General features: G+C 35.4%; 17 protein-coding genes and 1 pseudogene. 5 read left to right on the top strand and 13 right to left on the bottom strand.

The window, feature by feature from the left end:
* The first annotated feature begins 273 nt into the window (after window positions 1-273).
* From ACM55F_RS17335 to ACM55F_RS17315, 5 genes and pseudogenes are all read left to right on the top strand, one after another.
* Window positions 274-789 (top strand): hypothetical protein, encoded by a 516-nt coding sequence (locus tag ACM55F_RS17335; RefSeq protein ID WP_416855078.1) that lies wholly within the window; start codon window positions 274-276, stop codon window positions 787-789.
* Between the two features lie 113 nt (window positions 790-902).
* The gene (locus ACM55F_RS17330) at window positions 903-1,217 is read left to right on the top strand and encodes a hypothetical protein (RefSeq protein WP_416855077.1); all 315 of its coding nucleotides are present in this window, start codon (window positions 903-905) and stop codon (window positions 1,215-1,217) included.
* A pseudogene (locus tag ACM55F_RS17325) lies at window positions 1,139-1,309 on the top strand (hypothetical protein); the annotation flags it as partial. The gene ACM55F_RS17330 and the pseudogene ACM55F_RS17325, both read left to right, overlap by 79 nt.
* A gap of 56 nt (window positions 1,310-1,365) precedes the next feature.
* Window positions 1,366-1,998: a hypothetical protein gene (locus tag ACM55F_RS17320; RefSeq protein ID WP_416855076.1), complete on the top strand. Its 633-nt coding sequence runs from the start codon at window positions 1,366-1,368 to the stop codon at window positions 1,996-1,998.
* A gap of 317 nt (window positions 1,999-2,315) precedes the next feature.
* The gene (locus ACM55F_RS17315; RefSeq protein ID WP_416855075.1) at window positions 2,316-4,646 is read left to right on the top strand and encodes a glycoside hydrolase family 3 protein; all 2,331 of its coding nucleotides are present in this window, start codon (window positions 2,316-2,318) and stop codon (window positions 4,644-4,646) included.
* A 1,073-nt stretch (window positions 4,647-5,719) separates the two neighbouring features.
* On the opposite strand, the gene ACM55F_RS17310 is transcribed toward ACM55F_RS17315, so the two are convergent.
* The 13 genes from ACM55F_RS17310 to ACM55F_RS17250 form a co-directional block, all read right to left on the bottom strand.
* Window positions 5,720-7,060: an O-antigen ligase family protein gene (locus tag ACM55F_RS17310; protein WP_416855074.1), complete on the bottom strand. Its 1,341-nt coding sequence runs from the start codon at window positions 7,058-7,060 to the stop codon at window positions 5,720-5,722.
* A 1-nt stretch (window position 7,061) separates the two neighbouring features.
* On the bottom strand, window positions 7,062-8,135 hold the full coding sequence (locus ACM55F_RS17305) for a glycosyltransferase family 4 protein (RefSeq protein WP_416855073.1): 1,074 nt from the start codon (window positions 8,133-8,135) through the stop codon (window positions 7,062-7,064).
* The gene (locus ACM55F_RS17300) at window positions 8,117-9,127 is read right to left on the bottom strand and encodes a glucosamine inositolphosphorylceramide transferase family protein (RefSeq protein WP_416855072.1); all 1,011 of its coding nucleotides are present in this window, start codon (window positions 9,125-9,127) and stop codon (window positions 8,117-8,119) included. The genes ACM55F_RS17305 and ACM55F_RS17300 overlap by 19 nt, the downstream gene beginning before the upstream one ends.
* Window positions 9,124-10,263: a glycosyltransferase family 4 protein gene (locus ACM55F_RS17295; RefSeq protein ID WP_416855071.1), complete on the bottom strand. Its 1,140-nt coding sequence runs from the start codon at window positions 10,261-10,263 to the stop codon at window positions 9,124-9,126. Before ACM55F_RS17295 ends, ACM55F_RS17300 begins: the two co-directional genes overlap by 4 nt.
* Window positions 10,260-11,357 carry a glycosyltransferase family 4 protein gene (locus ACM55F_RS17290; RefSeq protein ID WP_416855070.1) on the bottom strand — a complete coding sequence of 366 codons (1,098 nt, stop codon included), beginning with the start codon at window positions 11,355-11,357 and terminating at the stop codon, window positions 10,260-10,262. The genes ACM55F_RS17295 and ACM55F_RS17290 overlap by 4 nt, the downstream gene beginning before the upstream one ends.
* A gap of 20 nt (window positions 11,358-11,377) precedes the next feature.
* Window positions 11,378-12,214 (bottom strand): class I SAM-dependent methyltransferase, encoded by an 837-nt coding sequence (locus ACM55F_RS17285; RefSeq protein ID WP_416855069.1) that lies wholly within the window; start codon window positions 12,212-12,214, stop codon window positions 11,378-11,380.
* A 79-nt stretch (window positions 12,215-12,293) separates the two neighbouring features.
* Window positions 12,294-13,292, bottom strand: coding sequence for a glycosyltransferase family 2 protein (locus tag ACM55F_RS17280; RefSeq protein ID WP_416855068.1), 999 nt, complete (start codon window positions 13,290-13,292; stop codon window positions 12,294-12,296).
* Window positions 13,289-14,830 (bottom strand): glycosyltransferase family 2 protein, encoded by a 1,542-nt coding sequence (locus ACM55F_RS17275; protein ID WP_416855067.1) that lies wholly within the window; start codon window positions 14,828-14,830, stop codon window positions 13,289-13,291. Before ACM55F_RS17275 ends, ACM55F_RS17280 begins: the two co-directional genes overlap by 4 nt.
* 6 nt (window positions 14,831-14,836) lie before the next feature.
* Window positions 14,837-16,033 (bottom strand): glycosyltransferase family 4 protein, encoded by a 1,197-nt coding sequence (locus ACM55F_RS17270; protein ID WP_416855066.1) that lies wholly within the window; start codon window positions 16,031-16,033, stop codon window positions 14,837-14,839.
* Window positions 16,034-16,035: 2 nt separating this feature from the next.
* Complete coding sequence (locus tag ACM55F_RS17265) at window positions 16,036-16,911, bottom strand: hypothetical protein (protein ID WP_416855065.1); 876 nt, start codon at window positions 16,909-16,911, stop codon at window positions 16,036-16,038.
* 235 nt (window positions 16,912-17,146) lie between these two features.
* The gene (locus ACM55F_RS17260; RefSeq protein WP_416855064.1) at window positions 17,147-17,539 is read right to left on the bottom strand and encodes an endonuclease domain-containing protein; all 393 of its coding nucleotides are present in this window, start codon (window positions 17,537-17,539) and stop codon (window positions 17,147-17,149) included.
* A gap of 328 nt (window positions 17,540-17,867) precedes the next feature.
* Complete coding sequence (locus ACM55F_RS17255; protein ID WP_416855063.1) at window positions 17,868-19,301, bottom strand: MBOAT family O-acyltransferase; 1,434 nt, start codon at window positions 19,299-19,301, stop codon at window positions 17,868-17,870.
* A gap of 1 nt (window position 19,302) precedes the next feature.
* Window positions 19,303-20,700 (bottom strand): glycosyltransferase family protein, encoded by a 1,398-nt coding sequence (locus ACM55F_RS17250; RefSeq protein ID WP_416855062.1) that lies wholly within the window; start codon window positions 20,698-20,700, stop codon window positions 19,303-19,305.
* Window positions 20,701-21,371: the final 671 nt, after the last annotated feature.

The raw sequence follows: 21,371 nt of genomic DNA, 5'->3' as shown, positions 1-21,371 counted from the left end.
TGTCTATGATTTTAAATTTTCAGTCAACTTTTTAAGGACTCTACTACGCTTTTATAAGTCTGACTATATTACGCACTTTTTTATATCCTGGTAAAAGACACCATAATGAGTATTAAAAAAACACTAGCATGATTAAACCTTTTTATTCTTTTTTTATCATATAGACTAATCTTCATAGAATGATAGTACACTTCTTTTATTTGTATTACCTATTTTTATTTGTAATTAACCATAAAACCAATTAATAATTTTTAATTAAAACCCTGTTTAAACATGTCAAAAAAGCAAACTCTTAGTAAAACAATGCGTATTGTTCACCGTTATTTAGGCTTTTTCCTTGCTGGAATTATGGCCGTCTATGCTTTAAGTGGAATCATATTAATTTTTAGAGATTCTGATTTTCTGAAACAGGAAAAACAAGTAGTTAAAACGGTTAAACCAAATACCAGTGGAGAGGATTTAGGCCGAATGTTAGAAATTCGTAATTTTAAAGCGGAACGAGAAGAAGGCGATATTGTTTATTTTAAGGAAGGAACCTATAACAAAAAAACAGGAGCAGCCGATTATAAAACAAAAAAACTCCCTGCTGCCATCGAAAAAATGACTCATCTTCATAAATCAAAATCAGGAGATCCATTATTCTTTTTAAATGTCTTTTTTGGTCTGTCGCTTTTATTTTTTGTAGTATCTTCTTTCTGGATGTTCATGCCCAAAACCTCAATATTCAAAAAAGGATTATACTTCACTGCTGCCGGTCTTGTGTTGACTTTGATTTTGTTGTTTGTATAAATTTAATTATCGGATTCTAGTTGCAACTTCTAGTAAGAAGAGGAACCCTAATAAGCCTGACCGAAATGTCAGGCTCTTTTGTTTTTAGCATATTTACTATTATTTAAGTTCCTATGATTGCACAAGAAATCCCAATAGAACAGGTATTGTTATTGCGCCAAAAAGTACTTTGGCCAAATAAAAATTTAGATTTTGTAAGGATCCTCAAGGCATGCATTTGTTTGTTTTTAGACCAACAATGGATTTCTTGCATTTCACTTTTTATGGAAGACAATCATCGAGCAGAATTTAGAAATTTGCCTCTTTACCAACATACCAAGGTAAAGGATATGGCAGTCAATTACTCAAATACAGTTTTCAATATTTACAACAGCAAAAAGTTAAGACTGTTTATTGCAGTGCGCGATTTGAAATGCAGGGATTTATAAAAAAATGGACTAAATTATATTCAAATGGAATCAAATTCATTAAAAAACAAATAGATTTGATGATTTTTTTTTATTTCTTTGTGTGCAATTGACACATTGTTATATATTTGTAATTTATTTAGAAAAAAAATACGTCTAATTCTATTTTATGAACAAAACTTTACTTGTAATCATTACATCTCTTTTTAGCACATTTTTGCATGCTCAATACGCCAATTTTGAGGCGAGTACCGGTGGATTCTCTTTTATCCCGACCTTTACCTCTAAAGATCCTCATTTAATAATTAACGCAGGAACAAATGACAGTAAACGACTTTCGTTTCACTTATTGTCTACGATACGATTAAGTAATCTAACTCCCAGAGGAGTTGTTTTTATCTCCCGATATAAATTAGTTGACAAAAAATTAAAAGTAAACATAGGAGTCCATTTACCAGCATTACAAATTAGTAAAGATTATCTCGTTGATACTTTCTTTGCCCAAGAATTAATCACGAGTTATGAGTTATCCAAAAGCGTTTCGATAGGCACTTTTTATTTACATGGTAAAGGTAAGAACAATGATTTTGAAGCTAATTTTTTAGCTTTTAATACAACTATAACCAAAGGTGATTTTAGTTTTGTATCTCAACTCTATGGTCTTGATCTGGATAATACCTACGGTATTTCCGAAACCATTACTTATAAAATAAATAAAAAAATTGATGTTAGAGGATTTGCTAATAAGACCATATCTAACGGTAAATTCAATTGGACACTAGGGGCTAGATACAACTTGTAAATCAATTACTAAAAACAGAAAAAATGAAAAAGCTTGACAGTAATGCCAGGTTTTTGTCCTTGCCAACTATTTTTTAAGGACACAAAAGAGTGTTAAATGACGCATTTATAGCGTATTCGGAAACTATTTTTTTAAAATATTTTTAGCTCATTGTGTTGTTGTGACGCATTATTTTATATATTTGAAAACGTTTTCGTAAAGCTAATATAGAAATCTGAATAATAATTGGGCGAAGTATTACCAATTAAAAACAAGAAGACAGATTAGCCTGCGAATACAATTTAGCTGTTTACCTATCTAAAAACCAACCCAAAAATATGAAAAAAGGAATTGTACTACCTGCGTTACTTTTAATTTTAGGAACGCAAACCTATGCACAAAAGAAATGGGCAGAAACCTCAAAAGGATCACATACTATTGTTCAAAATAAAGGTGGACAAACGTTAGGCTATTCGCCAAAATCAGGAGTTAAAATTATACAAGTCGATGGTTTGGCTTTTAAAGACCTGAACAAAAACGGCAAGCTCGATATTTATGAAGATTGGAGAAAACCGGTAGCCGAACGCGCCAAAGACCTTGCTACTAAAATGACGGTGGAGCAAATGTCAGGATTAATGTTGTACAGCCGTCATCAAGCTGTTCCGGCACCGGAAGCAGGAATGTTTACGGGAACTTACAATGGAAAACCTTTTTCTGTAAGTGGTGCAAAACCATCTGATTTATCCGATCAGCAAATTGCATTTTTAACCAAAGACAATTTACGTCACGTACTAATGACTTCGGTTGTAAGTCCTATCGTTGCAGCACAGTGGAATAATAATATACAAGCATTGGTTGAAGGTATTGGAGTTGGAATTCCTTCTAATAACAGTTCCGACCCAAGAAACGGAGCCAATAAAGATGCGGAATACAATGCAGGATCAGGCGGCTCCATATCACAATGGCCTGAGGAATTAGGTTTAGCAGCTACTTTTGATCCCGCTATTACGGAACAATTTGGTACTATTGCTGCTAAAGAATACAGAGCCATCGGAATTACAACTGCTTTGTCGCCACAGATAGATTTAGCGACAGAGCCAAGATGGAATCGTTTTGTGGGTACTTTTGGCGAAGACCCAAAATTAGCGACGGATATGGCAAGAGCTTATGTAGATGGATTTCAAACATCACCAAAATCGATTAATGCTTATGAAGGATGGGGGAATCAAAGTGTCAACGCCATGATCAAACACTGGCCAAGTGGAGGTCCGGAAGAAGGAGGTCGCGATGGTCATTTTGCGTACGGGAAATTTGCAGTGTATCCGGGTAATAATTTCGAAACCCATTTAAAACCCTTTACAGATGGTGCTTTTCAATTAAAAGGTGCTACTAAAAAAGCCTCCGCAGTGATGCCGTATTACACGGTTTCGTATGATCAGGATAAAAAATACGGTGAGAATGTTGGTAACGGATTCAGTAAATACATTATTACTGATTTATTAAGAAACAGGTTTGGTTATGAAGGTGTAGTGTGTACCGATTGGTTGATTACTGCAGATGAAGGACCTAAGCCAGATGTGTTTTCAGGAAAATCTTGGGGTGTTGAAAAATTGAGTGTTGCCGAAAGACATTATAAAGTTTTGATGGCAGGAGTCGATCAATTTGGCGGAAATAATGACATTAATCCGGTGCTGGAAGCGTACCAAATGGGTATAAAAGAACACGGTGAAACCTTTATGCGCAAACGTTTTGAGCAATCAGCGGTTCGTTTGCTTTTGAATATATTCAGAGTGGGATTATTCGAAAACTCCTATTTAGATCCTATTGAGACCAAAGCTATTGTGGGAAAACCTGATTTTATGAAAGCAGGATATGACGCGCAATTAAAGTCTGTTGTGATGATTAAAAATCAAAATAAGACGTTACCGATTCAAAAAGGAAAGACGGTTTATATCCCAAAAAGAGTTACTCCGGCGGGTATCAACTTTTTTGGTCAGCCCTCTCCTGAAAAAATTGAATATCCGGTTAATTTAGAATTGATTAAAAAATATTATACCGTAACGGAGGATCCTGCTAAAGCAGATTTTGCCATTGTATTTATCAAAAGCCCTATCAGTGGCGGATACAGCAGAGCCGACAGAGAAGCCGGTGGAAATGGATATGTGCCAATTAGTTTACAATTAAAAGACTATACCGCAGTCGATGCCAGAGCGCAAAGTATTGCAGCCGGAGATCCTGTGATTGACCCAACGATTACCAACCGCTCGTATTTGAATAAAACGTCAAAATCAAATTCGTACCCGGATTTAAATACCATTCTGGAAACTAAAAAAGCGATGAATGGAAAGCCAGTATTGGTGTCTGTGAATATTTCTAATCCGATGGTCTTTGGGGAATTTGAAAAAGAAGTCGATGCAATCGTGGGAGAATTTGGTGTACAGGTAGAAGCTTTGTTAGATATTGTTTCTGGAAAAACAGAACCTTCCGGATTGTTGCCTTTACAAATGCCATTGAATATGGCTACCGTTGAAAAACAAATGGAAGACGTTCCGCACGACATGACTCCATATATAGATGCTAACGGAAATGTGTATGATTTTGGTTTCGGATTAAACTGGAAAGGCGTAATCAAAGACTCCAGAACTGCAAAATACAGCGTTAAGAAGTAATAAGATATAATAATGTCCCGTCCTAAAAAACCGATACATATTATTAGATAAAATTAAATATTAAACAGTAGCAAAAACGTTTTTGCTACTGTTTTTTGCTTTATAGGTTCTCATATTAATTATGTTTTGAGAATGCATTTGATTCGGAGTCAACATATAATTAGAATAATGAGGTCTAAGTTCATTATAAATAGAGACAGATTCCTTTATAATTTGGTTTGTTATTTTTGCTCCTTGATTATATTTATCAATCTGTCTAGTCCTGAAAAAACGATGCAAGATTAATAAAAAATAAAAGGTCTAAATTCTCGCCTCCCTTTAGGGTTAGGGAAAACGAAAATTTACACTAAACCCCTATTTTCGGCTCCCTTTAGGGCTGGGGTAAAACGAAAATTTACACCTCTTATTTTCTTTTTCTTGCCCCAACCCTAAAGGGAGGAAAAAGAAAACACCGTTATCGTATTCCAGGCTGCTCTAAATTCTCGGCTCCCTTTAGGGTCGGGGGAAACGAAAACTCACACTAAACCCCCTATTTTCGGCTCCCTATAGGACTGGAGTAAAACGAAAATTCACACCCCTTATTTTCTTTTTTTTTGTCCCAACCCTAAAGGGAGGAAAAAGAAAACACCGTTATCGTATTCCAGGCTGCTCTAAATTTTCGGCTCCCTTTAGGGTCGGGTAAAACGAAAATTTACACTAAACCCCTATTTTCGGCTCCCTTTAGGGCTGGGGTAAAACGAAAATTCACACCCCTTATTTTCTTTTTTTTTGCCCCAACCCTAAAGGGAGGAAAAAGAAAACACCGTTATCGTATTCCAGGCTGCTCTAAATTCTCGGCTCCCTTTAGGGTTAGGAAAAACGAAAATTTACACTAAACCCCTATTTTCGGCTCCCTTTAGGGCTGGGGTAAAACGAAAATTTACACCTCTTATTTTCTTTTTCTTGCCCCAACCCTAAAGGGAGGAAAAAGAAAACACCGTTATCGTATTCCAGGCTGCTCTAAATTCTCGGCTCCCTTTAGGGTTGGGGTAAAACGAAAATCCAACGAACGCAATGGTACACCTCAGGTCAATTCAGCTCCTTTTTTTTGAAACCCCTCCCAACTGTACATTGAGTAACGATAAGGCATACACAAAGGCGGGTGCCGCAGTACGCATGGCCGCATGATTGATTGTTAAGAACCAAAATGTAACAAAACACAGTAAAAACATATTAAACTTGTTCTCCAAATACAAAACCAGTGGCGTAAAAAATAAAATCAGTAAGGCTAAAACCCCTAGCGAACCATGTTCTGCAAGCATTCTGGTGATTTCATCGTGGGATATCGGAACGTCACTTTTCTCTAATCGTCGTACTTCCACTCCTTTGGCTACACCTACCCCAAAAATGGGATTTTCTAAAAAAATATTGATTTCATCCTGTGCAATGTCTTCCCGCCCCGTAAATTTATTTTCTTTGGCCCTTCCTTTTGCATCTTGGTTGGCATAGCGTTTATCAATCATCCCCCCGGTCTGGAACGAAGTATACCCCCAGGTACCCAACATGGCCAACACCATCAATATAAGAATATAATTCAGTTTGACTCTTCCGCTATAGTTGGACTTATAATACAAGAACAACAACAACAATACAATCATTAGAAATCCCGTTATCATACCCCCTCTGGAGAAAGTAAGCATCCCACGATAGGTAATATTGAGCGCTATGATCAAATTGACAACTACTAAAAACTTGCTTCGGGATTCCAATATAATCCTGGAGAAAAAAATAAACATACCCAAGCCTAAAATAGTGGCCACCTGATTGGGACCATACCCCCCTGAAGCTTCAAAATTAGATTGGGTACTGGTGATAACATCTCGGATATTTGGCGTATACAAGGTCAGGTAGACCATACAAGAAATGATAGGCAACCCCATACTCAACAAAATGACATTCACCTGCTCTAAGGCAATTTTTCGTCTAAAAGTATACAGGGAGGCAATTCCTAAACAGACGGGACCTGAAATATTAAAGGCTATAGTAGTTCTCATATTAGTATCAAAATTCAATACAAAAGTGGACAGCACTACGCCGGGAACCAACAGTAACAAATACAACCAGTACGGCACGGCACCTTTGGAAAACCCACTAAAATACATACCCGTTAAAAGAAAAAGTATCACACCATACTTAGAAATTTCATACGAAGGGTTCCCGCCCGTCATTCTCAAAAAAACTTCACTGCCTACCACATAAGCAGCAGCAATAAGCGCTTCATCATTCCTGTTTTGCTTTTTAATAATGTAGAAAAACAAAAAGATATAAATACAATAACCGTAAATTTTGGAAGTAAAAGGCAGTGCATAAGCCAAAAGCCCGATAAAAACATGGAATCCGATTAAATAGAGATAGGATTGATCCTCTTTTTTCATTTTAAATAGTTTGTAGCCAATTTAAATATTTTTTTAGTATCACTGCTTCTGAATAATTTTCAACAATGGTTTTATAAAGTGCATTCCCAAAATTCGTTTGTATGGTTGGATTTGCCATTAATGCAACAAGCGCATCATAAAACAATCCGTCATCATGAGCAGGGGTAACAAAACCATTCTGACCATTTTGAATCAAGGAAGGAATGTCACCGACAGCAGTAACCACAACAGGTTTTTTATGCCAGCCATATTCCAAAAGCGCAACGGGTAAGCCTTCAGATTGTGAACTGAGTATAGCGATTGTTGCCTGATTGAGAATATGCTTCACATCCTGTCGCGTATCGTAAAGAAACACATTTTTTTCCAAACGGAAAGCAAGTAGCAAATGCCTGATTTGTTGTGAATAATCATCCTTAAAATCTTTTCCGATCAAATGAAAAGTCCATTCGGGATGGGACACTTTTACTTTTTTGGCCACCTCCAACAATAAAAAATGATCTTTCTGAACCCTTAAATTAGCCAAACACACAATCCGCTTCCCTTCAATACCTTTCAAAACAGTAGATTCGGAAATCATAGTTTCTTCAGAAGGGAAATTAGGCAAATAAATGATGTTCTTTAAATTTAATTTTTGCTCCGTCCAAACTTTCAATCTTTGATTGACTGAAATAATCCCATGAAAAAAAGGCAATACCATTTTTAAAACGACGTGTGGCCTTTTATTCAAAAACTCACTGTCACCATAATGATCGTGCCAAATTAATTGTATCGAAGGGTAAACTACTTTCAATAAAAAAGCAAGAAAAAAAGAACTGCTGTGCGCGTGAACAACTGTTACCTTGTTCCGTATTATATAATTTCTTAACCTAAAAAGAGCTTTAAGATCAATGATACTTCTTTTATTTAAAAACAAATAGGAAACCTCAGAATCTAATTGCTGCACCAAAGCCCCTTCCTTTCGGGTGGCGATTAGTCCCGAAAAAGAAACCTGTCCGGCTAAAGCATTGGCATAATTGACGGCCATACGCTCCGCTCCTCCTGATTCTAAACTATCTATTAATTGAAGTATTCGCATTTTTTAATTATCCAATTTTTTAAATCCAAATAACTCCATTTCAGCGGTCCTCTAATATTCAGCGTTTGGGCGGTACTCGCCAATCGATTCCCATCATACACATAATAGTACTGATTCACACCGATGCGCTGCACATCTAAATGATGCATCCCCGCATTAAATGCTGCTATATTTTCATTTGCCCTTAAAAAAAGGGGAGCTTCTCTATTGGTACTGTACCTTCCGTCCTTAAAGGAGAAACGATACAAAGATAAACCATACCCATATCCTTTGGTACAATTTTGCACCGGCAAAACCAATCCTTTTTTATCCGCAAAAAAACGGCCACCCGCTCTTGCTTCCGTACCTATTAAAGCAATTGGTTTCTGATGCAATTTCCATTTCCCAAACAGGGAGTCCGCCTCGTAGAGGTACATGTTTTTTTCATAATCTGTGGCAACAATAATATTGAGGGAGTCTGACAGATAGATGGAAGGATCCACCAGTTGAACATCAGCAATCAACGTATCACAAATCCTCCAGTCATAAGGAAACCGATGGGCTTTGTACAACAACACCGCATTGGCCTGTTTGGTCTCCGGTACCATATAAAAATCGTTCTTATATTTAAAAACCTGAGGGTAAGACAAATGGAATTTTTGGGTTAAAACAGTTCCCCGATACGTGTATTTTTTTCCGTCAACTGAAGTAAGCAAACCAACATCGGCATTGGATTTGTTTTTTTTATGTTCAAAAAACAGATAAAAACGATTCTTTTCTTTCACAAAAAAGGGATCGGCAAGAAAAACGGTACTGTCATTTTGGGCTTTTAGCGTTTCGATTGAATAAATGGCATTTTTAGCCACATCAATCCGTTCTGGATAACTGGCGGAGGCTCCATAACCCAAAGACCAAGCACCTCCATCTTGTTGCAAAAAAGGAGTTCTATAATTGATTATAGCCAGCAGTGCCACAGTAAAAAAGACGAATCCCAACAGGTACTTTTTTTTCATCTATGCTCCATTTTGTTTTTTTGCTTTAATAGACCTGCAATTTCCTGTTCAAAAACTTCCAAGGTATAGTTCCTGGACCAGTCCGCTGCGTTTTCGCGCATTTTGTCAAAATCTGTCTGATTTTGCAACAGCGATTCAAGCATTGCGACATCCTTTTCCAACTTCATCTCCAGTAAAACCCCTCTTTTTCCATAATCCAGCATGAACGGAATACAAGATACGGGAGTTCCCAGCGGAACACACCCCCAAAACATCCCTTCGGTAATCGCTTTTGGCCAACCTTCGCTTTGAGAGGGCAAGACGACAAAATGGCTGTTTTGATAGGCTTTTTGAACGGTATCTTTAGATTGGTTCCCTTGTAAGTCAATTACCGCTTCTAATTGATTGGCTAGAACATAGTGCTCTAATTGAGTACGTTCTGTACCTTCTCCATATAAACTAAGGCGCACATCATATCCCTTTTTAGCCAAAAATGCCACTAACTGAATCGCATATAATGGATTTTTCCCTTTTGCCAAAGCGCCCACAAAAACAAAATTAATTTTTCCTTTCAACTCTTTCGGTAGTATAGGCAATTTATCATCTTCAGCATAAGTCGCTGTAAAAAAATACTTAATATTTGTACTGGAATTTTTCCAATCTCCATAAACCAATACCTGCATATTTTGGGTCAGGAACGTATTGCTTAGTATCCATTGTTGCAATTTATAAGTCCAAGGCTGTTTAGATTTGGGATCCCAATTGCCGGCATATTTAGCAGTTTTGGGAATATTGGGGAAAAGTATCTGAAGCAGACATCCCAACAATCCTATATTACCCGGACAACGCAAGTGAATGTGATCCGCATTTTGCATCGCTTTAAAAATCTTCCAGCTTATTATTGGTATTTTTAAAACGGCACTAAAAATACCTTTTGAACTCAGAATATCAAAGCTCTCAATAGTTATAAATTTAATATTTTGATGTTCATAAGCTTTATCTACAGGAGTTTTCTCAGACGTTACTATTGGAGCCACCAGAATCAATTCCTCCATATACTTTGCCCAAATATTCATTTCGCTAACATAGGGAGCATAAGCAAAGTAGTTATTACGCTCAATGATATGAGGTACATGGGTTATGATTGCAAATTTCATAGTATCAAATTAGAAATGGCATTACAATAGGTGTCTATACCAAACTTATCTAAAAAAGTAGCTCTCGCATCAAAACTCATTTGTTCATAAAGATTGAAATTATTTTCAATTTTATCAAATAATGATACCATTGAGTCAATATTTGGCTCAAATTTAAAACATTCCTTTCCATCAGTTAAATAAGTCGCCAAACCAATTGTATTAGAAATTAACAAAGGAGTCTGATTCATCATCGATTCTAAACCAACAGTTGGGAGGTTATCAAATTTTGATGGAATTATCACAAAATGACTCTTATTCAAATAGTCATCAATAGTATCATATGGCAATCCACCAAGGTAACGTATTGCCAAATTATCCTTTATCATTTCTTTTATTTCTAATTCTTGACTTCCAGTTCCGGCAATATTTAAAATAATTTTTGAACTCCGGACTTTATTTCTATAAGCTGAAAAAGCGACAATTAAATCAGTCACACCTTTTGAAGGATCTAATCGACCAAGGTAAGAAATAGTGATTGTATGTTCATCAATAGCAATTTTATTTTTAAATCTATCTTTAATTGGATTGAGCATTACCAATCCCTTATCAATTAAATAAAAATCTTCTAGATTTTTTTTTGCTAATGCTGATGGACATATAATCACATCACAAAATAAATTGTAAAATATTTTTTTTCTAAAAAAAAGCATCTTTTGTTGTATCGAAGTCTTTTTTCCGTCAGCCAAAAGCTGATTGGTCAAGGTGTGATAATATTCAAATGTTTTTATTTTCCCGAAAGACAATAATTTTGAAACACTAACTGAAATATTGCTTCCTACAAAATGACCAATAACAACATCCGGCTTATACTTAAAATAGATGGAAACATACCAAGTAAAATCTCTTATTAAAGTCGGTCTTTCCGTTGTAGGCCAGGAACAAATACTAATTTTACCATTTTTTTTCTTTACAACTTGATCCTCAAAAAAATAGGGTTGATGGGACACAAAAATAACTTGATGTCCTAAGGTAGCCAAATGATGCGCCAAATGATAACTCATTGCTGAAAACGAGACTTCGCTGTAATTATGTGCTATAAGAATTGTTTTCATGAATTTGATTTATATCTATTTTATGCTTTTGTTGCTTCAAAATAAATAGTTGAACCATGATAATGATAAAAAAAAGATTTAAAAAAATTAATATAAAAATTTTTACTTTTAATTTCAAGATATGGAAATTTCTTTACTGTAGCCTTACATTTTACAAACTTATTAATTTCAAAAATAGCGGTGATATTTTCTTTTGTAAAAAAATTCAAATGAATGGGCGGTTTATCTTGAAATATAGAATTTTCTTTCCTTTTTGGATAATTATAAATCTTATTGTAATTTGGAGTAGAAAGAATAATTTTTCCATTATTATTTATTTTTTCATAAGCCAACTCCAAAAATAATTTTAAATCCTGTAAGTGCTCTATTACTTCCCATAACATAATAACATCAAAAGATTCTTCTATTTTATCTATCGCTGTAAAATCAGCATGTATTGTATTTAGTTTTAAAAATTGCGATTTATCAAATGATTCTTTATCAATTTCTACACCTGTATATTTAATACTATCATTTTTTTTACGAATATAGCAACCTATTAAACCTATTCCACTTCCTATTTCTAGGACAGATTTACATTTTCTATTTAAAACATGTTTTTTTAAGAGTCTGGATCGGTGAAACCCAACATTAATTCTTTTATTGTTTAAAAGCATTTCATACTCTACAATAGAGTGATTACTGTAAACAGCATTCTCCTTATTATATAATTCGTCATAAACAGTTACAAATTCTGCTTGTGAATAAATTGTTGAACAAAAAATAAATTCACAATTTCTACATTGTATCAAATTGCATTTCTTGTTTATTAATTTCACTTCTCCTTCACAAATTTTACATTTTATGTATTTATCCATCTTTAAATATAGTCTTTCATTTCAAAATCAACATCCTTTTTATAAATTCACAATTATCCGAATATACAAAAATATATTTTTATATATTCTTTGGTTTATTCAATAATAAACTCCACCATCCTACTGTCCTACCTAATGCTTCCGTAAAGGATTCCTTTTTTTTAGTAGTCGTGAAAGTATTACTGTATCGTATAATAGTCAAAAGTATCGTGATGGAATGCCATTTTAATTGGGCATCAAACTGGGGTTTGGGATTCTTAGTTCGCCACACATACCAGCCATTACGCACCACCATTTTACCGTATTCATACTGGTTAGGCCTTCCGGAGGCATCATGATAATGATTTAATTTCGCCGTTGTATTTATATATAATTTACCTGTTTCAGCGACCCGTATTGAAAAATCAGCATCTTCATATAAGCCATAGCCTTCAAAATAAGTGGAGAATTGCAGCGTATCAAATATTTTTTTTCTAAAAGAGGAGACCCCGCCCATTAATTGTTCAACTTCATAAATTTTCCCATTGGGGGGCAAAAAACCAACACTCCTTCCGTGAGAAAATAAAGGCGAAAAACCGGGAGGACAATCACTATCCAATCCTAATTTCTTTCTGAGTATAAATCGGCTGCCGTCTTTTCGCTTCCAGCCATCAAAATAAAATTCATTAATTGGGGCTTGGTATTGATTCCCTACAAATTCATATTTGGTATCGTTTATAATATACCCCCCGACTCCTAAAGCATTCGGGTAAATTTGATAGGTTTTAAGGAGTTGTTGAAAATAATCCGTTTCCAAAATGACATCGTCGTCGAGAAAACAAACAATATCCATATCGTTTCCAACTCTTTGAATACCATAATTCCGCTGTTTGGTCAGTCCACGGTGTTCCGATGGCACCAAAAAATAATTTAGTCCTTCAAATTGATTTTGTTTTAAAACAATTCCCGTTTCATCATTTGTGGAACCATCTACAATTAAAATTGCATCAGGGTATACGGTTTGCTTCCGAACCGATTGCAACAATTGAATCAAAGGTTCCGGCCGCATATAGGTGCATATAATTAGAGAAAATTTCATGATGTCTTTTTTAATTCATTTGCCCAAAATACACTTTGATTCCATTGTTTTTGAAACATTTTAAAATAGCTAAATGGATTTTTAACCTTTTGATATTTATAATATTTTATAAATAATGTTGTTTTATAGCCAAAAAGTTGTTCTTGTGTATTATGCAAGATTTGATACAACATGACTGTTGGAGAAGGTTTTGGCTGTACCTCCTCTTTATGCCATTCTAATATGGGCTTTGTCCTAAAACCCCCTATAGGTACTTTCAAATGCAAAATTTCAGGTTCGGGTAAGTACAATACATCATGCCCTTGATTTCGCAATTGCATCCCAAAATCACTGTCTTCTCCAAATCCAAATTCATAACCCATATTAAAATTACAATTATTTAAAGCTTCTGTCGCAACAAAACTGCATCCCGAACCGAAACTTCCCCATTGAAAAACAGTATTAAACGTCAGCTTCTCTCCCTTTTGCAAACAACTAATCGAAACTGCTTTTACACCTAATATTGCAACATGTTCAAGTGCCTTTTCGATAAAGTCTTCTCCAATTCTAATATCATCATCTGCCAAGAATACCCACTCGCTTGTTATTTGATTTAAACCTATATTTCTGGCATTACAGGCACCTGCCTGATGGGTAAAAGTATGCTTTATAGGAAATGGCCAACTTTCCGAAGTTAAAAAATCCAGCTCAGAAACACTATTTACTGCAGGATTTTGCTCTATTATTATGACATTTTTTGGCAAATACGTTTGTGTTTTTAAATCCAATAACACATCATACAACTGTTCTTTCCTTCCAATGGTCGGAATAATGACATCTAAAGTTCTTTTATCAATAACTTTTAGTGAAGATTCCGCTTTTATGTCATCGAGACTTATATTTCTAGTACTCCTATTTTTGTAAAAAAAACAATAGATAAAAGACAGTACAGGAAATTTCCTTTCAAATAGAACCAAATTTAATAACAATAAAAACACCCACTGGGTTTTATAATGCTGCTTCACAAACCGAAAAAGCAAATACACACTGGCTTTTGGACTTGCTATGGACTCTCCTTGTTTTAAAAGTAGAGGTTCAGAATAGCAGAGTAAACCCAAAGGCATACACAATTTTGCCAGAGAATTTAAATAATAATCAAAATTAGCATCACTACCTGTTTTATCCTTGATCGCATTCAAAACAGATGCATGCACAATCCCTACAACACTGCTCATTTGCCAAGTTGGATACGACACTTTTTTGTTGACATTAATGAATAATGACGCTTCCACATAGCCTATTTTATTTCCAAAATAATCATTGGTGTTTGGATTAAAAGAGAGCATCATTTTATCATGGTGAAACAGCGTTTTTATAGCCGCTAAATTCAACTGTTCTTTAACCGCTGAATGACACCAAAGTATTTTTCTGTCTGGAAATTGTTGTGCGAGCTCCTGTAAACCACCCGCAATAGTTCCTTGATAATCAAATTCTATTTTTTGATTATCTGAAGTCACTACGGCTGTAATCTTATCATTTATATGGTATACAATAATCAAAACTTATTATATTAAGGTTTTGTAAAACAACATACTTTGTTGTGCAACGATTGCCATACTAAATTTTTCAGTCACCTTTTTTCTCGCTGCGACACCAAATTCTTTTTGCAAATTGACATTTTCCAGTAGCTCAATAATTTTATTGGCGTATTCCGGATGATCGGTGGGATGCACCAAAAACCCATTGATACCGTCATCCACCACTTCAGTGGCCCAACCGATATTGGAAGCTACAATAGGTTTTTGCAGCGCCATCGCTTCAATCCAGGAAACAGGCAAGGCCTCCGCAAAGGATGGAAAGACACAAACTGTGGCTTCATTGATTTGCTTTTTTATATTCTGATAGGGTACACTTCCCAAATATTGGACTTTCTTTCTTGCCTGTTCCGTAAACAGTCCCTCCATCATCTGCCAAGTTGAAGGACTTCCTGAAATAATGTCCGGAACATCTCTTCCCACCAGAACAAGATTTGCGGTAGGGTATTTATTGATCACCGCATTAAAAATGTATGGCAATTCCAGTAATCCTTTCTTCCGGATTAAACTGCCAAAATATAAAATGGTATCCTCTCTCCTCCCGAATGCTGCCGGGACCTCTCCAGAGGATAGAGAGCCAGAAAAACTTAAATTATCAGGATAAACGTTCTTCCCAAATAAATCAGTATCAATGCAATTAGGAATTATTGTGAACTTTTTTCCTAATCCAAAAAGTTGATTGGTCCTATCAGCCGTAAACTGACTTACTGAAAGCAAACCATCCGCTTTTTGCAGCGCTCTTTTTTCATGGAATTTATTATTCCGCTTTACGGGACGCTGATCCAAATGACAAAAATAAGTGTCCGAACCGTTCAATCGAATCACGATAGGGCATTTTTTTGGAGATATAAAAGAAGTAATACCCGTCCAATCTGGTGCTTCTACCAAATCAATTTTTTTGTTTTCATATAAACCATCAATTATTTTCTGAAGTTTTTTTCGGGTAAGATACCACGACAATCCTTTGAGTTTCACATTCCGTATTTGTTGGATACAAATACCATCATCATCAAAAAAACCCTCTTCTTTTTGACCATATACCAAAACACGAACGGAACAGCCTTCTGTCAATAATCCCATCGCTAGGTTTTTGATGCTCGTACCAATACCTCCGGAACTTCCGGTTTTGGGGTGTGGATATTCAGGTGTCAGAAATGCAATTTTCATATTTATTTTTTAAAAAAATGACTCATTATTACAGCGGTAAACTTCCTCGCTCCTGTATCATTCAGATGCCCACAGGAGGAGAAATATCGATCTCCTTCAACCGCATTTTCATAATTGTGAATTTCAGGATAAATTTGATTTACTTTTTCAAAATAATTCAATCCTTTTGTATTCGTACACATCGGCGTCATCACAGCTATTAGATTGATATTATTGGCTTTGCATATTCCCTTTATTTCTTCATAATACTTGTTTTGAAGTGGCATCAAAGCACGTATGTCATTTTTCATATTCCCCTTTTTGTTGCCTAACGGATAGTATCCCCGATTATCTAGATGAACTGTTTTTTTATGAATAGCATTAAAAAACATCTCGCGAAACCCTATTTGTGAATCAAAGGCTATATAACGATAAAAAGGAATAAAATACAATGAATTAAAATCCTGCTCTTCAGAAAAATGCGCCGCTATAGTTTTAGAATGATGGATATACGGCATAAATTTTGACGAAATCCCTTCGGATCGATGCTCATTGGATAAATTCAAATCCGTCTCTAAAATTAGATTTTTTATACTATATTTTCGCTCTACCATTAATTTCAGCATTAAAGAAGCCTCGAACAAATGAGAACCACTCATTCCAAAATTAAAAGCTTTCAATCCTTTTTCCTCAAACATCGGAGCTACAAAATGATTATTGGCTCTGGAAGAACCCAATATGATCACATCATACTGTTGAGCGCCTGAGTTGTAAACATAGTCTATTTTTCCTCTATTGGAGGATTGTAAATATACTCGAGTATACACTACATCCAACACCACCAACAGCAAAAAGAGTATCAAAAGTATTTTGATTGTAAAAATTAAAAACTGCTTCATTGTTGATTTTTTCTCTTTTATATTTATGAATTCATTCTAATTATTATTTATACCCCAACCAAAAGAATATTCTAAATTTTCAGCTCCCTTTAGGGTCGGGGTAAAACGAAAATTTAACACCCCCTATTTTCTTTTTCTTGCCCCAGCTCTAAAGGGAGGAAAAAAAAACACCCTCATCGTATTCCAGAATGTTCTAAATTTTCAGCTCCCTTTAGGGGTCGGGGAAAATGAAAATTTACGACATTATCTTAATAAACGCCTTGATTTTATCAATAACTTCCGGCAATTGCAATAGTATTTCCTCATTGGTGAATCGAATCACTTTTAATCCTTGAAATTCGATATTACTTGTTCTTTTTTCATCTAAAAGCCGTTGCTCTTCGTCCAGGTGATATCCTCCATCAACCTCAATTACTAACTTTAGGGCATGACAATAAAAATCAGCAATATAAATACTAAGAGGATGTTGTCTCCTAAATTTATATCCCTCTATCTGATTATTTTTTACTGCTAACCACAGCTTTTCTTCAGCTGCTGTTTGATTTTCTCTTAATTTTTTTGCATTTGAAAAAATCTGCGGAGATGCACCTTTCCACATATCATCTGGTTGAAACGGATTCTTATCCATAAACTTATAAAATAGTTTTAATTCAAAAACAATATTACTTTTTTTAAAATTTTCGGCTCCCTTTAGGGCAGGGGTAAACGAAAATTTACACTAAACCCCCTATTTTCGGCTCCCTTTAGGGTCGGGGTAAAACGAAAATTTACACTAAACCCCCTATTTTCGGCTCCCTTTAGGGTCGGGGTAAAACGAAAATTTACACTAAACCCCCTATTTTCTTTTTTCTTTCCCCGCCCTAAAGGGTGGAAAAAAGAAAGAGAACGTTATACTATTTCAAGATCGCTCTAAATTTTCGGCTCCCTTTAGGGTCGGGGTAAACGAAAATTTCTCATCAAAACTGAAAATAAATAAATTCTTTGTAATCGGAGTACGTTCCCAGCGCCACAATCGCAGCAATGCATAACGCTAATTTCAAACTACTGAATCTTCCTGAAATCGGCTCAATTTGTGTTCGACTATTCCATTCGACCAAAATAAAAGCAACGACTAAAATAATGATCTCGTGATTATATCGCTCGTTTTCTAGGTATTGCAATTGAAAGCTCTGATTGGAAAAAATACGTCCAATATAATCAAATGCTTCTCCTATCGATTTTGCCCTGAAAAACACCCAGGCCAGACAGGTCAAACCAAAAGTACTGATCATGCTTCCAAAAACTCTCAGCGATGTCCAATCCCATTGCAACGACACCGTTTCCATATTGGAACGATTCTTTTTTAAAAGCAACAACGGTAAAAAATACAACGCGTTAATAAAACCCCAAGCAATAAAGGTCCAATTAGCGCCATGCCAAAAACCACTAACCAAAAAAATGACAAAGGTATTGCGAATTTTCATAGCCATACCACCACTGCTGCCTCCCAAAGGAATGTATAAATAATCCCGAAACCAAGACGATAAAGAAATGTGCCATCGACGCCAAAACTCAGCGATATCACGAGAGAAATAGGGATAATTAAAATTACGCAGCAAATCGATTCCAAACAACTTAGACATCCCCAGCGCCATATCTGAATAACCGGAAAAGTCTCCATATATCTGAAAGGCAAAATAAACTGCTCCCAATAACAATGATAGCGAATTCATAGATTCATAATTATCAAAAATGGCATTGGCATACGTAGCGCAGGTATCTGCTATAACCACTTTTTTGACCAAGCCCCAAACGAATTGATATACCCCTTCTTTGGCTTTTTCATAGTCAAAGTGGCGTTTCACTTTTACTTGTGGCAATAAGTGCGTGGCTCTCTCTATGGGACCAGCGACCAACAATGGAAAATAACTGACAAACAAGGAATAATCAACGAAGTTATATTCGGCTTTGATTCTTTTTAAATAAATATCGATTACATACGATAATCCGTGAAAGGTGTAGAACGAAATCCCCACGGGTAAAATAACGTTTAGTAATAAAGGTGTTGTTTGTAATCCCACCCCATTCAACAATTCCGAAAAAGAAGCAGCAAAAAAATTGTAATATTTGAATATGCCTAGAAAGCCCAAATTGACCGCAATACTCAGCCAAAACCAAAACTTTCGACCGAATTCGGTCTTAGCCTTTTCAATACGAATGCCCGTATAATAATCCAGAAAGGTGGAGAACACTAACAAGAATAAAAAACGCCAATCCCAGCAGGAATAAAAATAATAACTGGCGATAATGAGTACTGCATTTTGAGTGCTTTTAGTTTTATTAAAAACAAACCAATAGAGCAAAAAAACTATGGGTAAAAAAACAGCAAAGGTTAGAGAATTAAAAAACATATTATTTTTTTATACAATTTTCAATGGCAGACCAAATACTCGCTGAGGCCTGTGTTGGATTGGCACCAGCCACAATTTCATACCATTTTTTCCCATCAGGAACATTTGATAATTTTCCGTCTAAGATTTCATTGACCAAATGTTCCAACTCTTTTTTATCGCTACAAAATACAGCAGCCTCTTGACTGGGCATACTCCTAAAATGAACGTATTTGTAATTCTGTCCTATATCGCGAATCCCTTTTTTTAATTGTGGTTGCTCGTAATTGAAATAAATACAGGGTTTATCGTGTGCCACAAAATCAAAAACTGTTGAGGAACACACATTGGTTACCAATTCTGAATGGGCACAAACATTGTACAATAGGGCAAAATCTTCTTTGGTAGGCAAAATTTCATTCCATTGTTTCCCCATGGGTTTCCAGATAGGATCCAGAACGGTAATAATATCCGTATTCGCTTCAAGAACCGCATCATATCTGGTAGTAGTATCAACAGGGCATTTCCTGTAAATAATCCCCAAGTTTTTGCCTTTGGTATTTAAACTGCGTACCACATGAGCCAAATCTTCTAAATAATAGTGATCTAAAGGTGAAGTCGTTTCATCATCACCGGAATAGCAAATGTATTTTTTAGCGGTATCTAAATTATGTTCGGCAAAAAACACGTCTCTTTGTTGCAACAATCGGCTATCATAATGCGGTTCAAACTGTGGCGTCCCCGTCACGATAACTTGGGATTCTTTTACAAAAGAGTAGTATTTTAAAACTTCTGATTTCATTAAATCACTCCAAACAAAATAGTAATCCGTTTCCACCACTTGCATAGCTTTAGGCACATTGTCCCAGGAATATACAAAAGCCACTGTAGGAATTCCTAAATCTTTAGCTGCCAATAAAGCACTTATAGATTGCGTGGCCCGTTGTGTGGTACAAAACACCAAATCCGGTTGATGCTCTTGTAACTGTGCCTTACAATACTGGTATTTTTCAGTAGAACGTTCTAAACTATTAATTCGTTTGCGGATGCGAACAATCCCTTTTTCCGAAGAATTAAGCCCTATTAACAACTTGGTATAAAACGTTATTAAGGTATTCTTTAGCCCATTGTAACTAAACGGAAATTTATAGGTAGCGTACACTTTATCATTAAACTTATTTTGAGAAACATTAAGTTCGATGTGTTTTCGAATACGGGAATAAATTGGGGTTAAGGGATGGATACTATGATTTTCAATTGTAACCTCATCATAACCCAGCTCTTCTTTTAGAGAAAAAACAGTATTATTCCAATATACAATTTGGTGTCCTTTTTGCTCTCCCAAGGCTTTAAATTGTGTAAACGCAAAATTGCGTAAACCTACGCCATCTGGAAAAAAAACAAATATTTTTTTACTCATAAATTAATGGTCAAACTATTTTCGCATTCTTGAAGATTTTTAAAAGGAGACTGCCTGATAGTATTTTTTAATGAATTCCTATTCTATTCCAAAAGCAAAATTGAGAAAAAAAAGAGGTTTAAACTAAATTATAGCGATTGTTTTTGGGAAAATTTAATTCTCTGATTACTTATGTTTTAAATGGCATAAAGAAGAAATCACACAAGACTTATTCTTTTGTCATTCCGACAAAGGAGACTCGAGCTTTAGCGAACAGACGAAGTAAATCACACAACGAGAGTAACAAACAATAGTTATTTATTGTCATTCAGACAAAATAGAAATTACACAACAAGAGTAAAAAACAGCAACAAATGTGATTTCTCCTGCGTCGAAATGACACAGCCTGCACTCTCTTTTATCATTCCGACACTCCCTTTTGTCATTCCGACATAGGAGGAATCACATAACGAGAGTAACAGCCAAAATGCAAAAACGATAAAAACAATAATAGTTATTTCTTATCATTCCGACAAAAAACAAATTACACAACAAGAGAAAAAAAAGAGCAACAAATGTGATTTCTCCTGCGTCGAAATGACACAGCCCACATTCCTTTTTGTCATTCCGACATAGGAGGAATCACTTCCAACTTCATAAAACGATGATTCAAAAACTCAAAATTTGAATTA

Source organism: Flavobacterium melibiosi (assembly GCF_048158545.1).
GTDB lineage: Bacteria > Bacteroidota > Bacteroidia > Flavobacteriales > Flavobacteriaceae > Flavobacterium > Flavobacterium melibiosi.
The sequence above is the reverse complement of the archived record's forward strand: the minus strand, read 5'-3'. Positions and strand labels throughout refer to the sequence as shown.

Excerpts from the sequence above, each read along its gene's own strand:
- ACM55F_RS17305 (WP_416855073.1), bottom strand. The coding sequence starts at position 8,135 with ATGCGAATACTTCAATTAATAGATAGTTTAGAATCAGGAGGAGCGGAG.
- ACM55F_RS17250 (WP_416855062.1), bottom strand. The coding sequence starts at position 20,700 with ATGAGTAAAAAAATATTTGTTTTTTTTCCAGATGGCGTAGGTTTACGC.
- ACM55F_RS17260 (WP_416855064.1), bottom strand. The coding sequence starts at position 17,539 with ATGGATAAGAATCCGTTTCAACCAGATGATATGTGGAAAGGTGCATCT.
- ACM55F_RS17290 (WP_416855070.1), bottom strand. The coding sequence starts at position 11,357 with ATGAAAACAATTCTTATAGCACATAATTACAGCGAAGTCTCGTTTTCA.
- ACM55F_RS17270 (WP_416855066.1), bottom strand. The coding sequence starts at position 16,033 with ATGAAAATTGCATTTCTGACACCTGAATATCCACACCCCAAAACCGGA.
- ACM55F_RS17265 (WP_416855065.1), bottom strand. The coding sequence starts at position 16,911 with ATGAAGCAGTTTTTAATTTTTACAATCAAAATACTTTTGATACTCTTT.
- ACM55F_RS17335 (WP_416855078.1), top strand. The coding sequence starts at position 274 with ATGTCAAAAAAGCAAACTCTTAGTAAAACAATGCGTATTGTTCACCGT.
- ACM55F_RS17320 (WP_416855076.1), top strand. The coding sequence starts at position 1,366 with ATGAACAAAACTTTACTTGTAATCATTACATCTCTTTTTAGCACATTT.
- ACM55F_RS17310 (WP_416855074.1), bottom strand. The coding sequence starts at position 7,060 with ATGAAAAAAGAGGATCAATCCTATCTCTATTTAATCGGATTCCATGTT.
- ACM55F_RS17255 (WP_416855063.1), bottom strand. The coding sequence starts at position 19,301 with ATGTTTTTTAATTCTCTAACCTTTGCTGTTTTTTTACCCATAGTTTTT.
- ACM55F_RS17300 (WP_416855072.1), bottom strand. The coding sequence starts at position 9,127 with ATGAAAAAAAAGTACCTGTTGGGATTCGTCTTTTTTACTGTGGCACTG.
- ACM55F_RS17280 (WP_416855068.1), bottom strand. The coding sequence starts at position 13,292 with ATGAAATTTTCTCTAATTATATGCACCTATATGCGGCCGGAACCTTTG.
- ACM55F_RS17315 (WP_416855075.1), top strand. The coding sequence starts at position 2,316 with ATGAAAAAAGGAATTGTACTACCTGCGTTACTTTTAATTTTAGGAACG.
- ACM55F_RS17330 (WP_416855077.1), top strand. The coding sequence starts at position 903 with ATGATTGCACAAGAAATCCCAATAGAACAGGTATTGTTATTGCGCCAA.
- ACM55F_RS17285 (WP_416855069.1), bottom strand. The coding sequence starts at position 12,214 with ATGGATAAATACATAAAATGTAAAATTTGTGAAGGAGAAGTGAAATTA.
- ACM55F_RS17295 (WP_416855071.1), bottom strand. The coding sequence starts at position 10,263 with ATGAAATTTGCAATCATAACCCATGTACCTCATATCATTGAGCGTAAT.